Raw genomic sequence first — 23,860 nt, forward strand, 5'->3', positions numbered from 1 at the left:
TACGGTGAGAAGTTAGGACAGAACATGGCAAAGCGCAGCAAGGCGTACCTCGCCGCCGCTGAGAAGATCGACGCCTCGGCCCTCTACAGCCCGCTCGCGGCTGCGAAGCTGGCCAAGGACACGTCGTCGAAGAACTACGACGCCACCGTCGAGGTCGCGATGCGCCTCGGTGTGGATCCCCGCAAGGCGGACCAGATGGTCCGCGGCACGGTCAACCTGCCGCACGGCACGGGTAAGACCGCCCGCGTCATCGTGTTCGCGGTCGGCGAGAAGGCCGCCGAGGCCGAGGCCGCCGGTGCCGATGTCGTCGGCGCCGAGGACCTGATCGAGCGGATCCAGGGCGGCTGGCTCGACTTCGACGCCGCGATCGCCACCCCGGACCAGATGGCCAAGGTCGGCCGCATCGCGCGTGTCCTCGGCCCGCGTGGCCTGATGCCGAACCCGAAGACCGGCACGGTCACCCCCGATGTCGCGAAGGCTGTCACCGACATCAAGGGCGGCAAGATCAACTTCCGCGTCGACAAGAATGCGAACCTGCACTTCGTGATCGGCAAGGCTTCGTTCGACGACGCCAAGCTGGTGGAGAACTACGCGGCTGCGCTGGACGAGATCCTGCGTGCCAAGCCGTCCTCCGCGAAGGGCCGCTACCTCAAGAAGGTCACGATCGCGACGACCTCCGGACCGGGCATCCCGGTGGATCCGGCGCGTACGCGTAACCTCCTCGAGGATGCCGACCAGTAAGGTCGGCGACACGCTCGTAGCAGCACGACGGCCGGCGCGGACCTCGGGTCCGGGCCGGCCGTTCGGTGTTTTCGGGCCCGTTTTGCATTTGCGCGGCTCTGTCCGGTACTGTTTCCGGCGTAGTTCGGCATTGTGTCGATCTCACCCCGATCATGTTCTACCCAAGACCGTTGGTCACCGGGTCCGCGTGCGGATTCGGTTGAAGGTCCGGAAATCATCCGGCGGCCCACGCAGGAGGACGAGGTAGGGGAGATGTGAACATTTCGCGCGGAAACGCGCAGTGGATGTGAGCTTTCTCCTGTACGCCCCGTGTGCCCTGCGCCCGGGGCGTTCGTCGTTTCCAGGCCCGTGCGGTTTTCGTAAGTGGGACGTCCCGCACGGGACGGACGGGAAAACGACTGTTACTGAGAGGAGGCGAAGTATGGCAAAGCCCGAGAAGGTTTCCGCGGTCGCGGAGATCACCGAGCAGTTCAAGAACTCGACGGCCGCTGTGATCACGGAGTACCGCGGTCTGTCGGTCGGAAGTCTTACCCAGCTGCGACGCGCTCTCGGAGAGGGTGCCACCTACTCCGTCGCCAAGAACACCCTCGTCAAGCGTGCTGCCGCTGAGGCAGGCGTCGAGGGCCTTGACGATCTGTTCGTCGGACCCACCGCGATCGCGTTCATCGCGGGTGAGCCCGTCGACGCCGCGAAGGCTCTGAAGGCCTTCGCGAAGGACAACAAGGCACTCGTCGTCAAGGGCGGGTACATGGACGGCGCTGTGCTGTCCGTGGACGAGGTCAACAAGATCGCGGACCTCGAGTCCCGCGAGGTGCTGTTGGCCAAGCTCGCCGGCGCGATGAAGGGCAACCTGGCAAAGGCCGCAGGCCTGTTCAACGCTCCTGCTTCGCAGGTGGCTCGCCTGGCGGCCGCCCTGCAGGAGAAGAAGGCCGAAGAGGCCGCCTGAAGCTGATCCGCATCACCGCGAATCACTGACACATCCACGCGCGCCCCGGCGCGCACCATCCCACGGTCGCGGATCAGCGACGAGGGACTTACAGGAAGGACCGCCATCATGGCGAAGCTCACCACCGAAGAGCTGCTCGACGCGTTCAAGGAACTGACCCTGCTCGAGCTCTCGGAGTTCGTGAAGGCATTCGAGGAGACCTTCGAGGTCACCGCTGCTGCTCCGGTCGCCGTTGCCGCTGCCGGCGCTCCGGCCGCCGCTGCCGAGGCCGAGTCCGAGCAGGACGAGTTCGACGTCATCCTCGAGGGTGCCGGCGACAAGAAGATCCAGGTCATCAAGGTCGTCCGCGAGATCGTTTCCGGCCTGGGCCTGAAGGAAGCCAAGGACCTCGTCGAGGGTGCTCCGAAGCCGATCCTGGAGAAGGTCGCCAAGGACGCTGCCGACGCCGCCAAGGCGAAGCTCGAGGAGGCCGGCGCCAAGGTCACCGTCAAGTAATGACGGCTGTTCCTGCGCTGCTCGCCGGGTGACCGGCGTTCGAGTGTGAAGGGGCCGCTTTCCGTGGACCGTGAGGTCCGCGGAAAGCGGCCCCTTTTTTCGTGTCTCCACCCCGTCCGGCCGGTTGGGCTGCGGGAATCGAACGAGTGGCGATATGTTGTCGACGACAGGGTCGCATGCGTCGTATCAGTGCAGGTCACTGGCATAAGTCAGGGTATGTTGCCCGCATTGACCTCCTTTCTTACTCTTGGGTAGGATTCCGTGTCACGGGTACCACTCCGGTGCGATAGAGTGACCCAACCCACAGGTGGGACCGGTGTCGGAGAGGTGTGGAGGTAACGGTGGGAGTTGAGGTAGCGGTCGAGGGGCTCACGAAGTCGTTCGGCTCACAGAGGATCTGGCAGGACGTCACGTTGACGCTCCCCGCGGGTGAGGTCAGCGCGCTGCTGGGCCCCTCCGGTACGGGTAAGTCGGTGTTCCTGAAATCGCTGATCGGTCTGCTCCGCCCGGAGCAGGGATCGATCGTCATCGACGGCACGGACATCCTGCAGTGTTCGAGCAAGGAGCTCTACGAGATCCGCAAGCTGTTCGGTGTCCTGTTCCAGGACGGCGCGCTGTTCGGATCGATGAATCTGTACGACAACGTGGCGTTCCCGCTGCGTGAGCACACCAAGAAGTCCGAGTCCGACATCCGCAAGATCGTGATGGACAAGCTCGAGCTGGTCGGTCTGCTCGGGGCCGAGGACAAGCTGCCCGGCGAGATCTCCGGCGGTATGCGCAAGCGTGCCGGCCTGGCGCGGGCGCTGGTGCTCGATCCGCAGATCATCCTGGTGGACGAGCCGGACTCCGGTCTGGACCCGGTGCGCACCACCTACATCTCGCAGACATTGATCGACATCAACGCCGAGATCGACGCGACCATCCTGATCGTGTCCCACAACATCAACCTGGCGCGCACGGTGCCCGACAACATCGGCATGCTGTTCCGTCGCGAGCTGGTGATGTTCGGGCCGCGCGAGGTGCTGCTCACCTCGGACGAGCCGGTGGTCAAGCAGTTCCTCAACGGCACGATGATCGGTCCGATCGGTATGTCGGAGGAGAAGGACGAAGCCCAGATGGCGCACGAGCAGGCGCTCGTCGACGCCGGGCACCATGCCGGCGGCGTGGACGATGTCGAGGGCATCGTCCCGCAGATGCAGGCCACCCCGGGGATGCCCGAGCGGCAGGCCGTCGGACGCCGGCACGAGCGGGTGCGGCAGATCCTGCACACCCTGCCGGAGAGCGCGCAGACCGCCATCCTCCAGAGCTACGACCAGGAAGAGGCCGCGCACGTCGCGGCCGCGGTGCCGGCGGGATACGACGTCCGTGAGGACGACACGCAGGTGATCCCCGTCTATCGCGAGGAATTCGATCAGCAGTACGGCCAGAAGTAGGAGACCAGATGGGGGTCGGTAACAGTTCGCTCGTGCGTCCGGTACACGGTGCACTCACTCAAGCCGGGAACATCGTCGAACTGTTCGTCGACGTCGTGCGGAACACGTTCCGCCGCCCGTTCCAGTTCCGGGAGTTCATCGAGCAGGCGTGGTTCATCGCGAGCGTCACGATCCTGCCGACCGCTCTGGTCGCCATCCCGTTCGGGGCCGTCGTGTCCCTCCAGACCGGATCGCTGATCAAACAGCTGGGCGCCGAGTCGTTCACCGGTGCCGCCAGCGTGCTCGCGGTGATCCAGCAGGGCAGTCCGATCGTGACCGCCCTGCTGATCGCCGGCGCAGCCGGGTCCGCCGTCACGGCGGACCTCGGCTCGCGGACGATCCGCGAGGAGATCGACGCCATGAGGGTCCTGGGCATCGATCCGGTCCAGCGACTCGTCGTTCCGCGTGTCCTGGCGATGATCCTCGTCGCAGTGCTGCTCAACGGGCTCGTCTCGGTGGTCGGCATCGCCGGTGGCTACTTCTTCAACGTGATCCTGCAGGGCGGAACCCCGGGCGCCTACCTGGCCTCGTTCTCGGCTCTCGCCCAGTTGCCGGACCTGTACGTCGCGGAACTCAAGGCGGCGGTTTTCGGTCTCATCGCCGGAGTCATCGCCGCCTACAAGGGTCTGCACCCCGGCCCCGGACCGAAGGGGGTCGGCGAAGCCGTCAATCAAACCGTCGTCATCACGTTTCTGCTGTTGTTCTTCGCGAACCTGATCCTGACGATGGTGTACCTGCAGATCGTGCCTGCGAAGGGATCCTGAGCCGATGACGATTGCCAAGGGCCGCGGAGATCTCTTCCTGCTCCGCGGCAGGAAGGTGCTGCGCGCACCCCTGAACGTCCTGGATCGCGCGGGCGACCAGATGTCGTTCTACGCGCGGGCGGTTGCGTGGACTCCGAAGACGGTCGTGCATTACCGCAAGGAGGTGCTCCGGCTCCTCGCCGAGGTCACCTTCGGTAGCGGTGCGCTCGCCGTCATCGGCGGCACCATCGGTGTCATCGCGATGATGTCCGGGTTCACCGGTGTCGTCGTCGGCCTGCAGGGTTACGCGGCGCTCGAGCAGCTCGGGTCGTCCGTGCTGACCGGCTTCCTGTCCGCGTACGTCAACACCCGCGAGATCGCGCCGATCGTGGCGGCGCTCGCGTTGTCCGCGACCGTCGGTTGTGGTTTCACCGCGCAGCTCGGGGCCATGCGGATCAGCGAGGAGATCGATGCGCTCGAAGTGATGGCGGTGCCGTCGGTGCCGTTCCTGGTCACCTCCCGGATGATCGCCGGCTTCGTCGCCGTCATCCCGCTGTACATCATCGGCCTGCTCGCCGCATACCTCGCGACACGGGTGATCAGCACGTTGTTCAACGGTCAGTCGTCCGGTTCGTACGACCATTATTTCTATCTGTTCCTACCACCCGAGGACGTGCTCTATTCGTTCGCGAAAGTGCTGATCTTCGCGTTCGTGCTGATCCTCATCCACTGCTACTACGGCTTCCATGCCAGCGGGGGACCGGCGGGTGTGGGTGTCGCGGTGGGCCGGGCGGTCCGCACCGCCATCGTCACCATCGCCGTACTCGACTTCTTCCTGAGCCTCGCGATCTGGGGCACGACGACGACAGTGCGGGTGGCCGGATGATCGAGACACCCTCGGTGCTCCGCCGGCGCGTGCTGGGACTGGTGTTCTTCCTGGTCCTGATCCTGTTTCTCGGCGGAACCATCGCGATGTACAACAAGTCCTTCAAGAAGGTCGTCGACGTCGACCTGGTGACCGACAGCGTCGGCAACGCGTTGCCGCACAACGCCGACGTCAAGGTCCGCGGCATGATCGTCGGCGAGGTGCGCTCGACGTCGGTCGAGAACGGCGAGGTCACCGCGCACCTGGCGATCGACCCGGACAAGGCCGAGCTGATCCCGGCCAACGCGACGGCCCAGCTGCTGCCGAAGACGCTGTTCGGCGAGCGCTACGTCTCGCTGCTGCTGCCCGACGACCCCGCTCGCCCGCTCGCCAGCGGCGACATCCTGGTCCAGGACACCAGCGAACAGACGGTCGAGCTCGGTGAGGTTCTCGACGGGCTCCTCCCGCTTCTGCAGGCCATTCCGCCGGAGGATCTCGCCAGCACGCTCGGTGCCCTCGCGCAGGGCCTGAGCGGTCGCGGTGAAACTCTCGGCCGGACCGTCGATCACCTCGAGCAGATCTTCCGTGAGGTCGGGACCGAACTGCCGACCCTGCAGGAGGACCTGCGCGGTCTCGCCGACTTCTCCCAGACCTACGCAGAGGCGGCGCCGGACCTGGTGAACGCGCTGAACAACCTGCGGACCACCGGCAACACCGTGGTCGAGAAGCAGAACCAGATCGCTACCCTCCTGGTGTCCGCGACCGATGCGACGTCGGCCACCGCGGGTCTGCTCGAGACCAACGCCGCCTCGATCATCAGCATCTCCGCGAACTCGAAGGAGGCGTTGCAGCTCCTGGCCCGGTACTCGCCGTCGTTCCCGTGCATGCTGAAGGGCTTCGCCGACGCGGCGCCCGCCGCCGCGGGTGTACTCGCCGCGGACGACCCCTTCCCCGGCGTGCGCGCCAACATCCAGTTCACGAATCCGAAGGGCCGGTACCTGCCCAACCAGGACGAGCCGCGGCTGCTCGACGATCGCGGACCTGCCTGCTACGACAACGTCACCGCGCCCGGCCGGAAGTTCCCGCAGTACCCCGGCGGCTCGATCAACGACGGTTCGTACCAGGTGCCGTCGCGCAACCCCGGTCCCGAGACGATCCCCTTCTTCCCGGCCCCCGAAGGTTCCGGGGTTCCGGACGACGTCGGTCAGATCATCGGCACCGTGCCGGTGTCGTACACGGGCTCGGCCGCCGAACAGGAAACGCTCGACACGATCTACGGAGCCGCGACGGGCCTCGAACCCGGCGACGTGCCGCAGTGGACGACCCGGCTGGGAGCGCCGGCAATGCGCGGAACGGAGGTGAGCTTCGAATGAGGGGACTGACAGCGCCGCTGGTCAAGCTGATCGTCTTCGCGGTCGTCACGGTCTTCGCGACGGGAGTGCTCGCCGCGACCATCGCCAGCATCGGCGGTGGCGGCGGCGAGAAGTACCACGCGATCTTCTCCGACGTCACCTCGCTCAACGAGGGCGACGAGGTGCGCATCGCGGGTGTACAGGTCGGACAGGTCGAGAAGATCGCCATCGTCGACGAGCGCAACGCCGAGGTGACGTTCTCCGTCGAGGACCGCGAGTACCTGCCGGCGTCGACGACCGCGACGATCCGGTACCGCAACCTCGTCGGCCAGCGGTACATCGCGCTCGGCCAGGGCGAGGGCGCGCAGGGGGAGAAGCTGAACCCGGGCGAGACGATCCCGCTCGATCGGACCAGGCCCGCCGTGAACCTCACGACGCTGTTCAACGGCTTCCGACCGCTGTTCCAGACCCTGTCCGCCGACGACGTGAACAAGCTGTCGTACCAGATCGTCCAGGTCTTCCAGGGCGAATCGGGTACCGTCGCCGACCTGGTGCGCAACACCGCGTCGTTGACCAACACGATCGCCGACAAGGACGCGGTGATCGGGGCGGTGATCGACAACCTCAACACGGTGCTCACCACGGTCAACGAGCGCGACGACGAGCTCGACTCACTCCTGGTGAACACGCAGGCGCTGGTCAGTGGCCTCGCCGCGGATCGCGACACCGTCGGTTCCGCGGTGCAGTCCGTCGCCGGGCTGACGGATGCGGTTGCCGACGTGCTCGAGCCGACCCGCCCGGCGATCACCCAGTCGATCACCGCGGTGAACGAGCTCGCGGGCAATCTGAACGCCAACAGCGACGCGCTCGACCAGGTGCTCGAAACGCTGCCGGTCAAGCTCGAGAAGCTCGGCCGGGTCGCGAGCTACGGCTCGTGGTTCCAGTTCTACCTGTGCGGCATCGACGTCATCGCCGGGCCGGGCTCGGTTCCGTACCTGAATCTGCCGACCGGGTTGCCCACGGTGAACCAGCCGATCTACACGAACGCCGCGAAACGGTGCACACAGGACGGGATGCAGGAGTTGCAGGGACGATGAGTACACGTCGCAGTCCGGCAGCGGCCGGAGCGCTTGGCATCCTGGTGATCCTGCTGGCGACGCTGTCGGCCTTCTTCCTGGATTCGCTGCCGATCATCGGGGCCGGCGCCACCTACCGCGCCGAGTTCAGCGAGGCCGCCGGTCTCAAGCCCACCAACGAGGTGCGCATCGCCGGCGTCAAGGTCGGCCAGGTGACCGGAGTCGAGCTGGAGGGCGACCGGGTCGTCGTCGAGTTCAAGGTCAGGGACGCGTGGATCGGCGACGACACGTCGGCGTCGATCCAGATCAAGACGATCCTCGGCCAGAAGTACCTCGCGCTGGACCCGCGCGGAACCGATGTGCTCGACCCGGCGGACACGATTCCGCTCGACCGCACGGTGGCTCCCTACGACGTGATCGAGGCGTTCTCGTCGGCCGCGACCACCCTCGGCGACATCGACTCCGAACAGCTGGCCGCCGGGTTCGGTGCGCTCTCCGACGCGTTCTCGGAGACCCCCGACGACGTGCGGGCCGCGCTCGACGGAGTGAGCCGGCTGTCGGAGACGATCGCGAGCCGCGACCAGGAGCTGAAGAAACTTCTCGACGCGACCGCTCGGACCTCGCAGATCCTCGCCGACCGCAATGCCGAGTTCAACAGGATCATCAGCGACGGTGCGCTGCTGGTCACCGAGCTCAACAACCGGCGCCAGGCGATTTCGCAGCTGTTCGAGGGCACCAAACGGATGTCGACGGAACTGAGCGCACTCGTCCAGGAGAACGAGGACCAGTTCGGTCCCGCACTCGAGCAGCTCCGCGGTGTCGTGCAGGTGCTGCAGGACAACAACGACAACCTCGATCGCGCGTTCGAGCTGTACGAACCGTTCGTCCGTCTGTACGCGAACGTCGTCGGCAACGGTCGCTGGTTCGACCAGGTCGTCGTGAATCTCACCCCGCCGGGTGTGCCGGAGATTCCGGGCTACCGCGAGCCGGGCCGCACGCTGGAAGGGGGTAACTGATGGCGCACGCCGACAACGGGAACGGGAACGGGACCCGCCGGAACGGGCGCACGGCGGCGCTGGTCGCCCTCGTCGCGGTGCTGGTGGCGGGGCTCGTCGCGGGCGGCTGGTACGCGTACGAACGGGTCGGCACGACCGAGATCACCGCGTACTTCGACAAGTCCGTCGGAATCTACGAGGGATCCGACGTGCGGGTGCTGGGCGTCGAGGTCGGCAAGGTCGTGTCGGTCGAGCCGCAGGGCGAGCTCGTGGAGGTCCGCATGCGGGTCGGCCGCGGGGTGGACATCCCCGCCGACGCGCGGGCCGCGCAGATCACGCCCTCGGTCGTCGCCGACCGTTACGTGCAGCTCGCCCCCGCCTACACCGGTGGCGACACGATGGAGAGCGGCGCCGTGATTCCGCGCGACCGCACGGCCACTCCCGTCGAGGTCGACGAGCTGTACGCCAGCATCGACGAGCTCTCCCGGGCCCTGGGTCCCGGCGGTGCGAACAAGGACGGTGCGCTCTCGCAGTTCGTGGAGGTCGGCGCGGAGAATCTCGCGGGCAACGGTGCCGCGCTCGGCCGCAGCATCGACCAGCTGTCCGCGGCGTCGCGCACCCTGAACGCCTCCCGCGACGACCTGTTCGGCACCGTCGAGAACCTGCAGGTCTTCGTGAGCGCGCTCGCCGTGAACGACGAGCAGGTGCGGCAGTTCAACAGCCAGCTCTCCGAGCTCACCGGATTCCTCGCCGGTGAGCGGGAGGATCTCGGTCAGGCGCTGAACCAGCTGTCGGTGACCCTCGGGGACGTCGCGACCTTCGTCCAGGACAATCAGGCGATTCTCAAGGACAACGTCGATGCGCTCGTGCCGATCACGCAGACGCTCGCGGACCGCCGGGATTCGCTGGTCAACTCGCTGACCCTGCTGCCGCTGGCGATGAGCAACCTGGTCAACTCGTACGACGCGGAGGCCGGGGCGTTGTCGTCGCGGCTCGTGCTCACCGACCTGCAGGATCCGAACGCCGCGGTGTGCAAGCTCATCGACCTGGGCCGGCTGGTGCCGGGCGACGAGCGGTTCGAGCAGCTCGGACGGCAGATGCAGCCGCTCATCGATCGATGCGGCGACATCATGGCGCAGGTGACCGCGCAGCAGAAGACACCGGATCTGATCCTGCCGTTCGGAATCCTGAGCGGCGACACGATCCAGGAGCAGGTCGTTCCCGGAACGGTGCCGGGTGTCGAATCGCCGCGCCTGCAGCTCAGCGGAGAGGAGGGCGGTCAGTGACGCACTCGAAACCGGGGATCCGCTCGGTGGTACCGAAACGTGCAGGTGTCCTCGCCGCGGGCGTGTGCGTCGTGGCGGTCACCGTGTCCGGCTGCGGCGGCGTCTCCGATGTCCCGTTGCCCGGTGGACCCGACATCGGCACCGATCCGATGCACCTGAGCATCGCGTTCGACGACGTCCTGGACCTGGTGCCACAGTCCGCGGTGAAGGTGGACGGCGTTCCGGTCGGCCGCGTCGAGTCGATCTCCGTCGCCCCGGACGGCTGGACGGCGGACGTCGACGTCGTCGTGCAGTCGTCGGTGGATCTGCCGGCGAACGCGCTCGCCGAGGTGGAACAGACCAGCATTCTCGGCGAGAAGTTCATCCAGTTGAGCTCTCCGCCGGCGGACGCGTCGGTCCAGCGACTGACGGACGGTGATTCGATCCCCGTGGAGCGGACCCGCGCCGCCACCGAGATCGAGCCGGTTCTCGGCGCGCTGTCGCTGCTGCTCAACGGCGGTGGGGTCGGGCAGCTCGCCCCGGTGGTAAAGGAACTGTCGACCGCGTTCGACGGCCGCGAGGGAACCACGCGCAGCCTGCTCGAACAGGCGGATTCCCTGATCGCCGGTCTCGAACAGCAGAAGTACGACATCACCCGCGCACTCGACGGCCTGGACACGCTGAACTCGAACGTCGCCGCCCAGACCGATCGGATCGCAGGCATTCTCGACGACCTGCCGGTCGCGACGGAGGTTCTCGAACAGCAGCGGCCTCAGCTCACCGCGCTGCTCACGCAGCTGGACCGGCTCGGAACGGTCGGAACCGACGTCCTCGACCGGTCGAAGGACGATCTGATCGCCGACCTGCTGGCGCTCCGCCCCACCTTGCAGCAGCTCGCGTTCGCCGGTGACGACCTGATCGAGGCACTCCCGTTCATTCCGACCGTCCCGTTCCCCGACGGGGTCGAGAAGATCGCGCTGGGCAGTTCGGTGAACCTGTTCCTGCTGGTCGACCTGCAGATCGGGGATGCGCTCGCGGCGCTCGGCGTCGGGCAGGGTGAACCGGTCTACCGGGAACCCAAGTTCGGCAATCCCAAGCCGCTGGTCGATCCGTCGAATCCGTACTACGACGGCAACGGTCCACGCCCGGGGTGGCCGACGGTCTCGCTGTTGCCGATCCTGCCGGCACCGACGCTGCCCGACACGGTCGCGCTGCCGGGCCTGCCGGAGGGCGTGTCCCTGCCGCAGATCCCGGCCGGCATCCCCGATGCCGGTGGCGACGGAACCGCGCCGGCCAATCCGCTGGAGGGCCTGATGGACCAGCTCGGACTCGGGGGTGGCGAATGAGATCACGTCTGGTCAAGGCGCAGCTCGCGGTGTTCGTCGCGATTGCGCTGGTGGGGGTGCTGTTCGTGGGCGCCCGGTACGTGCGGCTGGACAACCTGCTCGGGTTCGGCCAGTACACGGTCGATGCGCAGTTCGCGAACTCCGGTGGTGTGTTCAAGAACGCGGAGGTCACCTACCGCGGTGTCCCGGTCGGTCGCGTCGGTGAACTGTCGCTCACGGCCGACGGCATCAACGTCGAGCTGAAGCTCGACAACGGCGGCCCGGACATTCCTGCATCGGCGCGGGCGGTCGTGGCGAACCGGTCTGCGATCGGTGAGCAGTACGTCGACCTGCGGCCGGACACCGACGAAGGTCCGTTCCTGACGGACGGGTCGGTCATCGAGCAGGACCGCACCGCGGTGCCGATTCCCGTCGAAGATCTGCTGGTCAGCACGAACGATCTGGTGCGTTCGGTCCCGGTGGACGCGTTGCACACGGTCATCACGGAACTCGGCGACGCATTCGACGGGCGAGGCGACGACCTGCAGGTGCTCGTCGACTCGCTGGCCGAACTCAGTGCCGCCGGAGTGGACTACCTGCCGCAGACGGTCACCCTCGTCCGGGACAGCGAACCCGTGCTGAACACGCAGTCGGTGCAGTCGTCGGCGATCCAGCAGTTCAGTTCCGATCTGGACCTGGTCACGGCGCAGCTGCGCGAGAGCGACCCGGACATCCGGCGTCTCATCGAGACGGGGCAGGCCGCCAGCGACCAGCTGACCCAGCTCGTCGCGGAGACCGGTCCGGGGTTGACCACGGATCTCACGAACCTCGCGCTGCTCGGCGACAAGCTCGGGCCGCAGGCGATCGCGTTGCAGCCGCTGCTGGCGTTCCTGCCCGCGGTGGCGGGCAGTGCCGGAACGGTCGCGCCGGGCGACGGTGCGGTCCGGCAGGGCATCGTCCTCGAGGTGAACAACCCGCCGTCCTGCACGATCGGCTACGAGGGCACCTACGAGATCCTCGACGAGATGCACCGGCAGAACCCGAATTTCGACGACACGCAGCAGGACTTCCCGTTCAACACGAACGCGTCCTGCGAAGTGCCGCAGGGCAGTGTCACGGGTGTGCGCAGCGCCAACCGGATCGTGTTCGCCGATCCGCTGACGCTGCAGCCGTGGGACTTCATCCCGAAGAAGGATCCGGACAAGTTGAACCTGAATCCGATCGCGACGCAGCTGGCGCCGTTGCTCGGAGTCACCCCGAAGTGAGAAGTGAGTAGGTTGTTGGAGTGAGCGAGGAGACCACAACCCGACCGGCCGGCGACAGCTTTCGTGCGGCGGGCCTGGCGGTCGTCGGGGTCGTTGCGCTGGTCGCGCTGGCCGCCGCGATCTGGTTCGGGGTCGGCTGGGGACGGGCGTTGTTCGTCGAACGACCCGTGGCCGACGCGAGGGACGCGGCGCTGTCGGGCGCGATGCAGGCGGCGATCAATCTGAACAGTGTCGATGCGGGGAACGTCGACGGATCGCTCGACAACATGCGGTCGTCGATCACCGGTGATGCACTGGTGAACGATCTGAACGCGACCGAGCAGCAGATCCGCGACCAGGTTGCGGCGACCGGGACCGGCATGGCGGCGGACGTTCTGTTCGGTTCGCTGACGGAGCTGAACACGGACGACGACACCGCGCGGGCGCTCGTCGTGTTGTCGGTGACCACGACGACGCCGACGAACTTCGTGAAGAACAAGGTCTCGGTCGATGTCGCGGTCCGTAAGGACGGCGACACGTGGAAGGCGGAGACGATCCAGCCGCTCGGTTCGGTGGAACTCGAATCCGGCGCGAATCCGGGGGCTGCCCCGCCGCCCGCGGAACCGGGCGCGCCCGCAGAACCACCTGCGACCGTGCCCGCAGAGCCCACGGCACCGGCCGAACCGGGTGTCACCGACGGTGAGTGAGCCGATGAAGGAGTGTGTGTAGTGCCCCCGCAGCGACGCAATCCGGGGACCGGCGGTGCGCGCCGCCGGCCGAAGATCGCCGGTACCGGGCGTGGACAGGGCACCGGCGGGGCGCGCCCGGCGTCTCCGCCTCCGGACGCGGCCGCGCCGGAACCCGAGGCCCTCGAGCAGACGGCCGCCGTCGCAACACCCGGGGACACGGGGGTGGAGCTGTCGAAGAAGTCCGAGCCTGCCGCCGGAACCTCCCCGGAACCCCCCGGGACGGAACCCACCGAGACGGCGGAACCCGCCGCACCCGAGGCTGCTGCGGGCGAGCCTCCTGCCGGCGAGGCTGCTGCCCCCGGGCCCGCGGCGCAGCGCACCACGCGCCCGCTCGTGCTCCTGGGAGCCGCCGCGGTCGCGTTGGGTGCGTTCGCGGTGGTCGCGGCATTCCAGCCCGGGGCGAAGGTCGAGAACCGTGCGTGGGTCGACACCGCGGCGACCGACGAGGTGCAGCGGGCCGCGACGCGCGCGATCGAGACGATGCACGGCTACAACTACGAGACGATCGACGACAACTTCGCCGCGATCCGCGACCTGCTGACACCGCAGATGCAGGAAGAGTTCGACAGAACCGCCGAGGTCACGAAGGAGGCCGCGGTGCAGACGCACACGGTCACGGAGGTCGCGGTCACGCAGATCGGGACGTCGATGCTCGACGATTCGCGTGCCGAGGTGTCGGCCTACATCAACGTCAGTGCGACCGGGGACGGGATCGCCCAGGGCAGTGCTGCAGCGCCCTTGCTGGTGCGGATGGAGAAGGTCGACGGGCGCTGGCTGGTGTCGGAGCTGACGGACAGCTGAGGGGGAGCGGAACCCGTGGGGTGTCACATCAGCCTCGCCGGAAGACACTTCTCTCCTCCGATCTCTTGACGCAGCGTCCGGCAGCGGTCACTCTATCGGTACGCCCGCGCGAAACCCGCTGAGTCGAGTTTCCGGAATGGGCTTGTTTCTGGCACCCTTGTTGCGCGTTGCCGTCTGCCGGTGTAGGTTGGTTCTTTGCGCTGGCTGCCTCCTGTCCATTCCTCGATCGCAAAGCCGGAAGCGTCTCCTCGCGGGGCGCATGCCACCGGTCTTCGTGGTGGGGCACTCGTTCGGGTTGTGACCAGCCGAAACGCCCCACTGAAGAAGCAGGTACAGCGGCGGTCGCACCGGTTGGAGCGGCCCGCGTGAGGTGCTGGAAGGACGCATCTTGGCAGTCTCTAGCCAGACCAAGGCAGTTGCCGGAATCCCCGGAGCCCCGAAGAGAGTCTCGTTCGCGAAGATTCGCGAGCCGCTCGAAGTCCCAGGGCTCCTCGATCTACAGACAGATTCCTTCGAATGGTTGATCGGCTCCGAGCGCTGGCGCGCGAAGGCTGCCGAACGTGGTGACGGGCCTGTCGTCGGCGGCCTCGAGGAGATCCTCGCGGAACTCTCGCCGATCGAGGACTTCTCGGGTTCGATGTCCCTGTCCTTCTCCGACCCGCGCTTCGACGAGGTCAAGGCCTCCGTCGAGGAGTGCAAGGACAAGGACATGACGTACGCGGCCCCGCTGTTCGTCACGGCCGAGTTCATCAACAACAACACCGGCGAGATCAAGAGCCAGACGGTCTTCATGGGTGACTTCCCGATGATGACCGACAAGGGCACCTTCATCATCAACGGCACCGAGCGCGTCGTCGTCTCGCAGCTCGTGCGGTCCCCGGGTGTGTACTTCGACCGGAACGTCGACAAGAGCACCGAGAAGGACCTGCACAGCGTCAAGGTCATCCCGGGCCGCGGTGCGTGGCTCGAGTTCGACGTCGACAAGCGCGACACCGTCGGTGTCCGCATCGACCGCAAGCGTCGTCAGCCGGTCACCGTGCTGCTCAAGGCGCTCGGATGGACGAACGAGCAGATCGTTCAGCGTTTCGGGTTCTCCGAGATCATGATGTCCACGCTCGAGAAGGACAACACGGCCGGTACCGACGAGGCCCTGCTCGACATCTACCGCAAGCTGCGCCCGGGCGAGCCGCCGACCAAGGAGTCCGCGCAGACCCTGCTGGAGAACCTCTTCTTCAAGGACAAGCGCTACGACCTGGCGCGCGTGGGACGTTACAAGATCAACAAGAAGCTGGGCCTGAACAGCGGCCAGCCGATCGCCGCGTCGACCCTCACCGAGGAAGACATCGTCGCCACGATCGAGTACCTGGTGCGCCTGCACGCGGGCGAGACGGTGATGACCGCTCCCGAGGGCGTCGAGGTTCCGGTCGAGGTCGACGACATCGACCACTTCGGCAACCGTCGCCTGCGCACGGTCGGCGAGCTCATCCAGAACCAGATCCGTGTCGGCCTGTCCCGCATGGAGCGCGTGGTTCGTGAGCGGATGACCACGCAGGACGTCGAGGCGATCACGCCGCAGACCCTGATCAACATCCGTCCCGTCGTGGCCGCGATCAAGGAGTTCTTCGGAACGTCCCAGCTGTCGCAGTTCATGGACCAGAACAACCCGCTGTCGGGCCTGACCCACAAGCGCCGCCTGTCGGCGCTGGGCCCCGGCGGTCTGTCCCGTGAGCGTGCCGGCCTCGAGGTCCGCGACGTCCACTCGTCGCACTACGGCCGCATGTGCCCGATCGAGACCCCGGAAGGCCCGAACATCGGCCTGATCGGCTCGCTGTCGGTGTACGCGCGGGTCAACCCGTTCGGTTTCATCGAGACCCCGTACCGCAAGGTCGAGAACGGCGTCGTCACCGACGACGTCGTCTACCTGACCGCCGACGAGGAGGACCGCCACGTCGTGGCGCAGGCCAACTCGCCGATCGGTGCGGACGGCCGGTTCGCCGAGGATCGCGTTCTCGTCCGTAAGAAGGGCGGCGAGATCGAGTACATCCCGGCCGGTGAGGTCGACTTCATGGACGTCTCGCCGCGTCAGATGGTCTCCGTCGCGACCGCGATGATCCCGTTCCTCGAGCACGACGACGCCAACCGCGCCCTGATGGGCGCGAACATGCAGCGTCAGGCCGTGCCGCTGGTGCGCAGCGAGTCACCCGTCGTCGGTACCGGCATGGAACTGCGTGCCGCCGTCGACGCCGGCGACGTCATCGTCACCGAGAAGACCGGTGTGGTGGAGGAGGTGTCCGCCGACTTCATCACCGTGATGGCCGACGACGGCACCCGCAAGACCTACCGTCTGCGCAAGTTCGATCGTTCCAACCAGGGCACCTGCTCCAACCAGCGTCCGATCGTGGACGAGGGGCAGCGCGTCGAGTCCGGCCAGGTCCTCGCCGACGGTCCCTGCACCCAGAACGGTGAGATGGCGCTCGGCAAGAACCTGCTCGTGGCGATCATGCCGTGGGAAGGCCACAACTACGAGGACGCGATCATCCTGTCGCAGCGCCTCGTGGAGGAGGACGTGCTCACCTCGATCCACATCGAGGAGCACGAGATCGACGCCCGCGACACCAAGCTCGGTGCCGAGGAGATCACCCGCGACATCCCGAACGTCTCGGACGAGGTCCTCGCCGACCTGGACGAGCGCGGCATCGTGCGTATCGGTGCCGAGGTCCGCGACGGCGACATCCTCGTCGGCAAGGTCACCCCGAAGGGCGAGACCGAGCTGACCCCGGAGGAGCGGCTGCTGCGCGCGATCTTCGGTGAGAAGGCCCGCGAGGTTCGCGACACGTCGCTGAAGGTGCCGCACGGCGAGACCGGCAAGGTCATCGGTGTGCGCGTGTTCTCCCGCGAGGACGACGACGATCTGCCTCCGGGTGTCAACGAGCTCGTCCGCGTGTACGTGGCGCAGAAGCGCAAGATCCAGGACGGCGACAAGCTCGCCGGTCGCCACGGCAACAAGGGCGTCATCGGCAAGATCCTCCCGCAGGAGGACATGCCGTTCCTGCCCGACGGCACGCCGGTCGACATCATCCTCAACACGCACGGTGTTCCGCGTCGTATGAACATCGGCCAGATCCTCGAGACGCATCTCGGATGGATCGGCAAGGCCGGCTGGAACATCCAGGTCGCGGACGACGGCAGCCGTCCCGAGTGGGCGCAGAACCTGTCCGACGAGATGCTGGCGGCGGACCCGGGCACCAACATCGCGACCCCGGTGTTCGACGGTGCGCGCGAGGACGAGCTGAGTGGTCTGCTGAGCTCGACCCTGCCGAACCGCGACGGTGAGGTCATGGTCGGTGCCGACGGCAAGGCGACGCTGTTCGACGGTCGTTCCGGCGAGCCGTTCCCGTACCCGGTGTCGGTCGGCTACATGTACATCATCAAGCTGCACCACCTGGTCGACGACAAGATCCACGCCCGTTCGACCGGTCCGTACTCGATGATCACCCAGCAGCCGCTCGGCGGTAAGGCCCAGTTCGGTGGCCAGCGCTTCGGTGAGATGGAGTGCTGGGCCATGCAGGCCTACGGTGCGGCGTACACGCTGCAGGAACTCCTCACCATCAAGTCCGACGACGTCGTCGGGCGCGTGAAGGTGTACGAGGCGATCGTCAAGGGCGAGAACATCCCGGAGCCGGGTATCCCCGAGTCCTTCAAGGTTCTCCTCAAGGAACTCCAGTCGCTGTGCCTGAATGTCGAGGTGCTCTCGAGCGACGGCGCGGCCATCGCCATGGCCGACGGCGACGACGAGGATCTCGAGCGGGCGGCGGCCAACCTGGGCATCAACCTTTCCCGCAACGAGTCGGCCACGGTCGACGACCTCGCGAACTAGGAAGCCGACCCGGAGGGAGGCGCGTATGGACGGCGAACACCGTGCCGCATCCGCACCGCCTCCCTCCGGGGCCCGGCAGCGATAGCGACAACTAGCAGCAACACAACCCGCACAGGGGAAAGGAAGTTACGTGCTCGACGTCAACTTCTTCGATGAACTCCGCATCGGCCTGGCCACCGCAGAGGACATCCGCAACTGGTCGTACGGCGAGGTCAAGAAGCCGGAGACCATCAACTACCGCACGCTCAAGCCCGAGAAGGACGGACTCTTCTGCGAGAAGATCTTCGGTCCCACCCGGGACTGGGAGTGCTACTGCGGTAAGTACAAGCGCGTCCGCTTCAAGGGCATCATCTGCGAGCGCTGCGGCGTCGAGGTGACCCGCGCGAAGGTGCGCCGCGAGCGGATGGGCCACATCGAACTGGCCGCTCCGGTCACGCACATCTGGTACTTCAAGGGCGTGCCGAGCCGTCTCGGTTACCTGCTCGACCTGGCGCCGAAGGATCTCGAGAAGATCATCTACTTCGCCGCCTACGTCATCACCTCGGTCGACGACGAGCTGCGCCACAACGAGCTCTCGACCCTCGAGGCCGAGATGGAGGTCGAGAAGAAGACCGTCGCCGATCAGCGCGACGCCGACCTCGAAGCCCGCGCCCAGAAGCTCGAGGCCGACCTGGCCGAACTCGAGGCCGAGGGCGCGAAGTCCGATGTCCGCCGAAAGGTCAAGGACGGCGGCGAGCGCGAGATGCGCCAGCTGCGCGACCGTGCCCAGCGCGAGCTGGACCGTCTCGACGAGATCTGGACGACCTTCTCGAAGCTGGCTCCGAAGCAGCTCATCGTCGACGAGCTGATCTACCGCGAGCTCCAGGATCGCTACGGTGAGTACTTCACCGGTGCGATGGGTGCCGAGGCCATCCAGAAGCTCATCGAGACCTTCGACATCCACGCCGAGGCCGACATCCTGCGCGAGATCATCCGCAGCGGCAAGGGCCAGAAGAAGCTGCGTGCGCTGAAGCGACTGAAGGTCGTCGCGGCGTTCCAGCAGTCCGGCAACTCGCCGATGGGCATGGTCCTCAACGCCGTTCCGGTGATCCCGCCGGAGCTGCGCCCGATGGTTCAGCTCGACGGTGGCCGCTTCGCGACCTCCGACCTGAACGATCTGTACCGCCGTGTCATCAACCGCAACAATCGCCTCAAGCGACTGATCGACCTCGGGGCGCCCGAGATCATCGTCAACAACGAGAAGCGGATGCTGCAGGAGTCCGTGGACGCGCTGTTCGACAACGGCCGTCGCGGCCGGCCGGTCACCGGCCCGGGCAACCGTCCGCTCAAGTCGCTGTCCGATCTGCTCAAGGGCAAGCAGGGCCGCTTCCGTCAGAACCTGCTCGGTAAGCGCGTCGACTACTCGGGCCGTTCGGTCATCGTCGTCGGTCCGCAGCTCAAGCTGCACCAGTGCGGCCTGCCGAAGCTGATGGCGCTCGAGCTGTTCAAGCCGTTCGTGATGAAGCGTTTGGTCGACCTGAACCACGCGCAGAACATCAAGTCCGCCAAGCGCATGGTCGAGCGTCAGCGTCCGCAGGTGTGGGACGTCCTCGAAGAGGTCATCAACGAGCACCCGGTGCTGCTGAACCGTGCGCCGACGCTGCACCGCCTCGGCATCCAGGCGTTCGAGCCGCAGCTCGTCGAGGGCAAGGCCATCCAGCTGCACCCGCTGGTGTGTGAGGCGTTCAACGCCGACTTCGACGGTGACCAGATGGCCGTGCACCTGCCGCTGTCCGCGGAGGCGCAGGCCGAGGCCCGCATCCTGATGCTGTCCTCGAACAACATCCTGTCGCCGGCGTCGGGCCGCCCGCTCGCCATGCCGCGTCTGGACATGGTCACGGGTCTGTTCCACCTGACCCGGCTCGTCGAGGACGCCGTCGGCGCGTACACCCCGGCGACGGCGGACGAGCCGGAGCAGGGCGTGTACTCGTCCCCGGCCGAGGCCATCATGGCCGTCGACCGCGGTGCGCTGTCGGTGCAGGCCCCGATCAAGGTGCGTCTGACGCAGCAGCGTCCGCCGCGCGAGATCGAGTCCGAGCTGTTCCCGGAGGGCTGGAAGCACGGCGAGGCGTGGACCGCGGAGACGACCCTCGGCCGCGTGCTGTTCAACGAGCTGCTGCCCGCCAACTACGGCTTCGTCAACGACATCATGCCGAAGAAGCGCCAGGCCGCGATCATCAACGATCTCGCCGAGCGTTACCCGATGATCGTCGTCGCGCAGACCGTCGACAAGCTCAAGGACGCCGGTTTCTACTGGGCGACCCGTTCGGGCGTGACCGTCTCGATGGCGGACGTGCTCGTTCCGCCGGAGAAGAAGGAGATCCTCGAGCGGTACGAGGCGCAGGCCGATCAGCTCGAGCGCAAGTTCGCGCGTGGTGCTCTCTCCAAGGAGGAGCGTCGCGACTCGCTGGTGAAGCTGTGGCAGGAAGCGACCGAAGAGGTCGGTCAGGCCATGGAGGCGCACTACCCGGACGAGAACCCGATCCCGACGATCGTCAAATCCGGTGCTGCGGGCAACATGACCCAGATCCGCTCGCTCGCGGGCATGAAGGGTCTGGTGACGAACCCGAAGGGCGAGTTCATCCCGCGTCCGATCAAGTCCTCGTTCCGTGAGGGCCTGACCGTTCTCGAGTACTTCATCAACACGCACGGTGCCCGTAAGGGTCTGGCCGATACCGCCCTGCGTACCGCCGACTCGGGTTACCTGACCCGTCGTCTGGTGGACGTCTCGCAGGACGTCATCGTCCGCGAGGTCGATTGCGGCACGCCGCGCGGCATCGAGATGACCATCGCGGAGCCGGAGCGCGACGCCGAGGGCAACGAGACCGGCAAGCTGGTCCGCGACGCCCACATCGAGACGAGCACGTACGCCCGTACCCTCGCCTCCGATGCGGTCGACGCGAACGGCAACGTCGTCGTCGAGCGTGGTTCCGACCTGGGCGACCCGGCCATCGAGGCTCTGCTCGAAGCCGGCATCCAGAAGGTCCGCGTCCGCTCGGTCCTGACCTGCGACACCGGCACCGGCGTCTGCGCCACCTGCTACGGACGCTCGATGGCGACCGGCAAGCTCGTCGACATCGGCGAGGCCGTCGGTATCGTCGCGGCACAGTCCATCGGTGAGCCGGGTACGCAGCTGACGATGCGTACCTTCCACCAGGGTGGCGTCGGTGAGGACATCACCGGCGGTCTGCCGCGTGTCCAGGAGCTGTTCGAGGCTCGTGTCCCGAAGGGCAAGGCCCCGATCGCCGACGTCTCGGGCCGCATCCGGCTCGAGGACGACGACCGCTTCTACAAGATCACGATCGTCCCGGACGACGGTGGCGAAGAGGTCGTGTACGACAAGCTGTCGAAGCGTCAGCGCCTGCACGTCATCCGCAAGGCGAACGGCACCGAGGGTGTTCTCGCCGACGGTGACTTCGTGGAGGTCGGTCAGCAGCTCCTCGAGGGTGCTGCCGATCCGCACGAGGTGCTGCGTGTGATGGGTCCCCGCCAGGTGCAGATCCACCTCGTCAACGAGGTCCAGGAGGTGTACCGGAGCCAGGGTGTGTCGATCCACGACAAGCACATCGAGGTCATCGTGCGCCAGATGCTGCGCCGCGTGACGATCATCGATTCGGGTGCGACGGAGTTCCTGCCCGGCTCGCTGGTCGAGCGCAGCGAGTTCGAGGCCTCGAACCGCCGGGTCGTGTCCGAGGGCGGCGAGCCCGCTGCCGGTCGTCCCGTGCTCATGGGTATCACGAAGGCGTCGCTGGCCACCGATTCGTGGCTGTCGGCGGCGTCGTTCCAGGAGACCACTCGAGTGCTGACCGACGCGGCCATCAACTGCCGCTCGGACAAGCTGATCGGTCTCAAGGAGAACGTGATCATCGGCAAGCTGATCCCGGCCGGCACCGGCATCAACCGGTACCGGAACATCCAGGTCCAGCCGACCGAGGAGGCCCGCGCGGCCGCGTACGCCATCCCGGCGTACGACGACCAGTACTACTCGCCGGAAGGCTTCGGCCAGAACACCGGCGCCGCGGTCCCGCTCGACGACTACGGTTACTCGAGCGACTACCGGTAGGCGACTGCCGTAGGTGATCGAAGGTCCCGCCCTCCTCTCTTCGGGGGCGGGACCTTCGGCGTTCCGGCAGGCTTTCCGCGCAGTCGGATCCGCCGATCACATCGGGCCGATCACCTCGGTATGTGGAAGTCCGTGAGCTCGGCCCGGCCCGCCTCGAGCTCGTGCCAGGCGCCGCGGACGGTCAGCACCGCGACCGCGGAGGTCGGGAACTTCTCGGCGAGCTGGTGTGCGGCCTCGCTGTCGTGATCGGGGGCGAGCATGAGTGCTGTCGCCGACAGTGTGGGTTCGTGTCCGACGACCAGCAGCGTCGTCACGTCGTCGTCGACGGTGCGGATGGCGTCGACGAGCAGGTCCGGGGACGTGTCGTACAGATCGTCCCGGTAGTCGACCGGTGCCTCGATCGCCGCTTCGGTCAGCGTCTTTCGGGTACGCACCGCCGTCGAGCACAGAACCGCGTCGATCGGTGGCTGATGTGCCCGGAGCCACCGGCCGGCGAGCCCGGCTTCACGCCGGCCGCGCGGGGCCAGGGGACGCTCGTGGTCGGCGACGCCGTCCGGGTACGCGGACTTGCCGTGGCGCAGCAGGATCAGGGTGCGGGTCATGAGTCCCAACTTAGGGGCTCGGGATCGTCGTCCGCCGCAGCGGCGCCGGCGGACACGGGGGGTGTCGGCGCCGTCGCTCGTGCCACCCGTGCGACGGCCCGGACGTGGTCGTCGACGGTGAACCACAGCGTCAGGGCGTCGTCCTCGTGGTGGGTGCGGATGGTCAGGTTCTCACCTGCGACGACGGGGCGCAGGTGCTCGACGATCGCGCGGTACGGGCCGTCCTGGAGATCGCTGCGCCCGGCGAGGTGTTCCTCGACGCCGTGCCAGTAGGTGGTGTTGTTGACGTGGTCGAACGGGTCGATGTCGGTGACCCGCAACGGGAACGGCGTGGCGTCGTGGTTCGTGCCGGTGGGTTCGGGGGAGAGCCAGGCGTGCCATCGCAGCCGGGTGTCGCGGGCGTGCCGCGACATGTGCTCGAACAGTGGGTCGCTGATCCGGGTGGGGGCGCCGCTGGTCGGGCTGATGTCGATCCAGAAGCCGGCGGTTTCGATGAGCGCGCCCTCGCCGTCGGGGTCGTTCTCGTCCATCCGGACCCGGACGTTCGCCCACCGCGTCGACAGGGCGTCGCACCAGCGGCGCAACCGCAGGTGTTGCGGATACCGGGCCGGGCGGTGCACGTCGATGACGGTGCGCCGGACGATCCACAGCGGATCGGTGCCGGTCGCGTCGACGGCGGCGAGATTGTCGGTGCCGATGTCCTGCAGGTACCGGGCGATGCCGTCCAGCCGCAGGCGCTGGTTGTTGTCGACGTCGCCGGTGCGGACGGTGCGTTCCGTGGTGTACGGCGACGCGTCCGCGGGTAGCGCGCCCAGTGGCTGCGTCCAGGACGGTGTGGTGGTCGTGTCGATCCGCATCCGCAGGCCCCCTCGCGTTCGTGGATCGCCCGATTCTCGCAGGTGCGGTCGTTGTGCGCAGCGTCTCTTGCGGTCCGCATGTGGCGGCGACTACAGTCTCATTTAACTGTTACGCAGTGTTACATGAAATGCGGCGGTCGTGCCGCCCGGCTCCCCGAGGACCCAGACCATGGCCTACGTGATCACCCAGACGTGCTGCAACGACGCGAGCTGCGTGGCCGTCTGCCCGGTCAACTGCATCCACCCGACCCCCGAGGAACGGGAATTCGCGTCCACCGAGATGCTGCACATCGACCCGCAGGCCTGCATCGACTGCGGTGCCTGCGCCGACGCGTGCCCGGTCGAGGCGATCT

At 67.0% G+C, this 23,860-nt stretch carries 19 protein-coding genes; 17 read left to right on the forward strand and 2 right to left on the reverse strand.

From position 1 onward, the window contains the following. Positions 1-24 precede the first annotated feature (24 nt). The 16 genes from rplA to A8G15_RS05395 all read left to right on the forward strand — a co-directional run bounded on the left by rplA (position 25) and on the right by A8G15_RS05395 (position 22,048). Positions 25-741: a 50S ribosomal protein L1 gene (gene rplA, locus A8G15_RS05320; protein WP_068156196.1), complete on the forward strand. Its 717-nt coding sequence runs from the start codon at positions 25-27 to the stop codon at positions 739-741. A gap of 421 nt (positions 742-1,162) precedes the next feature. Further along, positions 1,163-1,687, forward strand: coding sequence for a 50S ribosomal protein L10 (gene rplJ / locus A8G15_RS05325; protein ID WP_068156200.1), 525 nt, complete (start codon positions 1,163-1,165; stop codon positions 1,685-1,687). A gap of 108 nt (positions 1,688-1,795) precedes the next feature. Beyond that, a complete protein-coding gene (rplL, locus tag A8G15_RS05330; protein ID WP_003937621.1) occupies positions 1,796-2,182 on the forward strand; it encodes a 50S ribosomal protein L7/L12 in 387 nt (128 codons plus the stop codon). A 341-nt stretch (positions 2,183-2,523) separates the two neighbouring features. Further along, the gene (locus tag A8G15_RS05335; RefSeq protein WP_211270116.1) at positions 2,524-3,615 is read left to right on the forward strand and encodes an ABC transporter ATP-binding protein; all 1,092 of its coding nucleotides are present in this window, start codon (positions 2,524-2,526) and stop codon (positions 3,613-3,615) included. Positions 3,616-3,623: 8 nt separating this feature from the next. Further along, positions 3,624-4,418: an MlaE family ABC transporter permease gene (locus A8G15_RS05340; RefSeq protein WP_068156205.1), complete on the forward strand. Its 795-nt coding sequence runs from the start codon at positions 3,624-3,626 to the stop codon at positions 4,416-4,418. Between the two features lie 4 nt (positions 4,419-4,422). Further along, positions 4,423-5,283 carry an MlaE family ABC transporter permease gene (locus tag A8G15_RS05345; RefSeq protein WP_068156208.1) on the forward strand — a complete coding sequence of 287 codons (861 nt, stop codon included), beginning with the start codon at positions 4,423-4,425 and terminating at the stop codon, positions 5,281-5,283. After that, positions 5,280-6,635, forward strand: coding sequence for an MCE family protein (locus A8G15_RS05350; RefSeq protein ID WP_068156211.1), 1,356 nt, complete (start codon positions 5,280-5,282; stop codon positions 6,633-6,635). Before A8G15_RS05345 ends, A8G15_RS05350 begins: the two co-directional genes overlap by 4 nt. Next, entirely contained in the window at positions 6,632-7,711 is a 1,080-nt protein-coding gene (locus A8G15_RS05355; RefSeq protein ID WP_068156214.1) for an MCE family protein, read from the forward strand. Before A8G15_RS05350 ends, A8G15_RS05355 begins: the two co-directional genes overlap by 4 nt. After that, on the forward strand, positions 7,708-8,706 hold the full coding sequence (locus A8G15_RS05360; protein ID WP_068156217.1) for an MCE family protein: 999 nt from the start codon (positions 7,708-7,710) through the stop codon (positions 8,704-8,706). The genes A8G15_RS05355 and A8G15_RS05360 overlap by 4 nt, the downstream gene beginning before the upstream one ends. After that, positions 8,706-9,971, forward strand: a complete 1,266-nt coding sequence (locus tag A8G15_RS05365; protein WP_068156220.1) for an MCE family protein — start codon at positions 8,706-8,708, stop codon at positions 9,969-9,971. Before A8G15_RS05360 ends, A8G15_RS05365 begins: the two co-directional genes overlap by 1 nt. Further along, positions 9,968-11,296 (forward strand): MCE family protein, encoded by a 1,329-nt coding sequence (locus A8G15_RS05370; RefSeq protein WP_425415067.1) that lies wholly within the window; start codon positions 9,968-9,970, stop codon positions 11,294-11,296. Before A8G15_RS05365 ends, A8G15_RS05370 begins: the two co-directional genes overlap by 4 nt. Further along, complete coding sequence (locus A8G15_RS05375) at positions 11,293-12,540, forward strand: MCE family protein (RefSeq protein ID WP_068156223.1); 1,248 nt, start codon at positions 11,293-11,295, stop codon at positions 12,538-12,540. Before A8G15_RS05370 ends, A8G15_RS05375 begins: the two co-directional genes overlap by 4 nt. Before the next feature lie 74 nt (positions 12,541-12,614). Continuing rightward, positions 12,615-13,226: a hypothetical protein gene (locus A8G15_RS05380; RefSeq protein ID WP_068156284.1), complete on the forward strand. Its 612-nt coding sequence runs from the start codon at positions 12,615-12,617 to the stop codon at positions 13,224-13,226. Positions 13,227-13,247: 21 nt separating this feature from the next. Then, entirely contained in the window at positions 13,248-14,069 is an 822-nt protein-coding gene (locus A8G15_RS05385) for a hypothetical protein (protein WP_068156225.1), read from the forward strand. A gap of 370 nt (positions 14,070-14,439) precedes the next feature. Continuing rightward, the gene (rpoB, locus tag A8G15_RS05390; protein WP_068156227.1) at positions 14,440-17,946 is read left to right on the forward strand and encodes a DNA-directed RNA polymerase subunit beta; all 3,507 of its coding nucleotides are present in this window, start codon (positions 14,440-14,442) and stop codon (positions 17,944-17,946) included. 130 nt (positions 17,947-18,076) lie between these two features. Then, a complete protein-coding gene (locus tag A8G15_RS05395; RefSeq protein WP_068156233.1) occupies positions 18,077-22,048 on the forward strand; it encodes a DNA-directed RNA polymerase subunit beta' in 3,972 nt (1,323 codons plus the stop codon). A 110-nt stretch (positions 22,049-22,158) separates the two neighbouring features. Here the strand turns inward: A8G15_RS05395 and A8G15_RS05400 are convergent, their stop codons facing one another. Both A8G15_RS05400 and A8G15_RS05405 read right to left on the reverse strand, forming a co-directional pair. Next, on the reverse strand, positions 22,159-22,650 hold the full coding sequence (locus A8G15_RS05400) for a SixA phosphatase family protein (RefSeq protein WP_068156237.1): 492 nt from the start codon (positions 22,648-22,650) through the stop codon (positions 22,159-22,161). Continuing rightward, entirely contained in the window at positions 22,647-23,507 is an 861-nt protein-coding gene (locus A8G15_RS05405) for an acyl-[acyl-carrier-protein] thioesterase (RefSeq protein ID WP_082899667.1), read from the reverse strand. Before A8G15_RS05405 ends, A8G15_RS05400 begins: the two co-directional genes overlap by 4 nt. Positions 23,508-23,676: 169 nt before the next feature. On the opposite strand from A8G15_RS05405, the gene A8G15_RS05410 reads away from it, so the two are divergent. Further along, the coding region (locus A8G15_RS05410; protein ID WP_156665257.1) for a 4Fe-4S dicluster domain-containing protein at positions 23,677-23,860 on the forward strand (184 nt) is incomplete at its 3' end.

Source organism: Rhodococcus phenolicus (assembly GCF_001646785.1).
Lineage (GTDB): Bacteria > Actinomycetota > Actinomycetes > Mycobacteriales > Mycobacteriaceae > Rhodococcus > Rhodococcus phenolicus.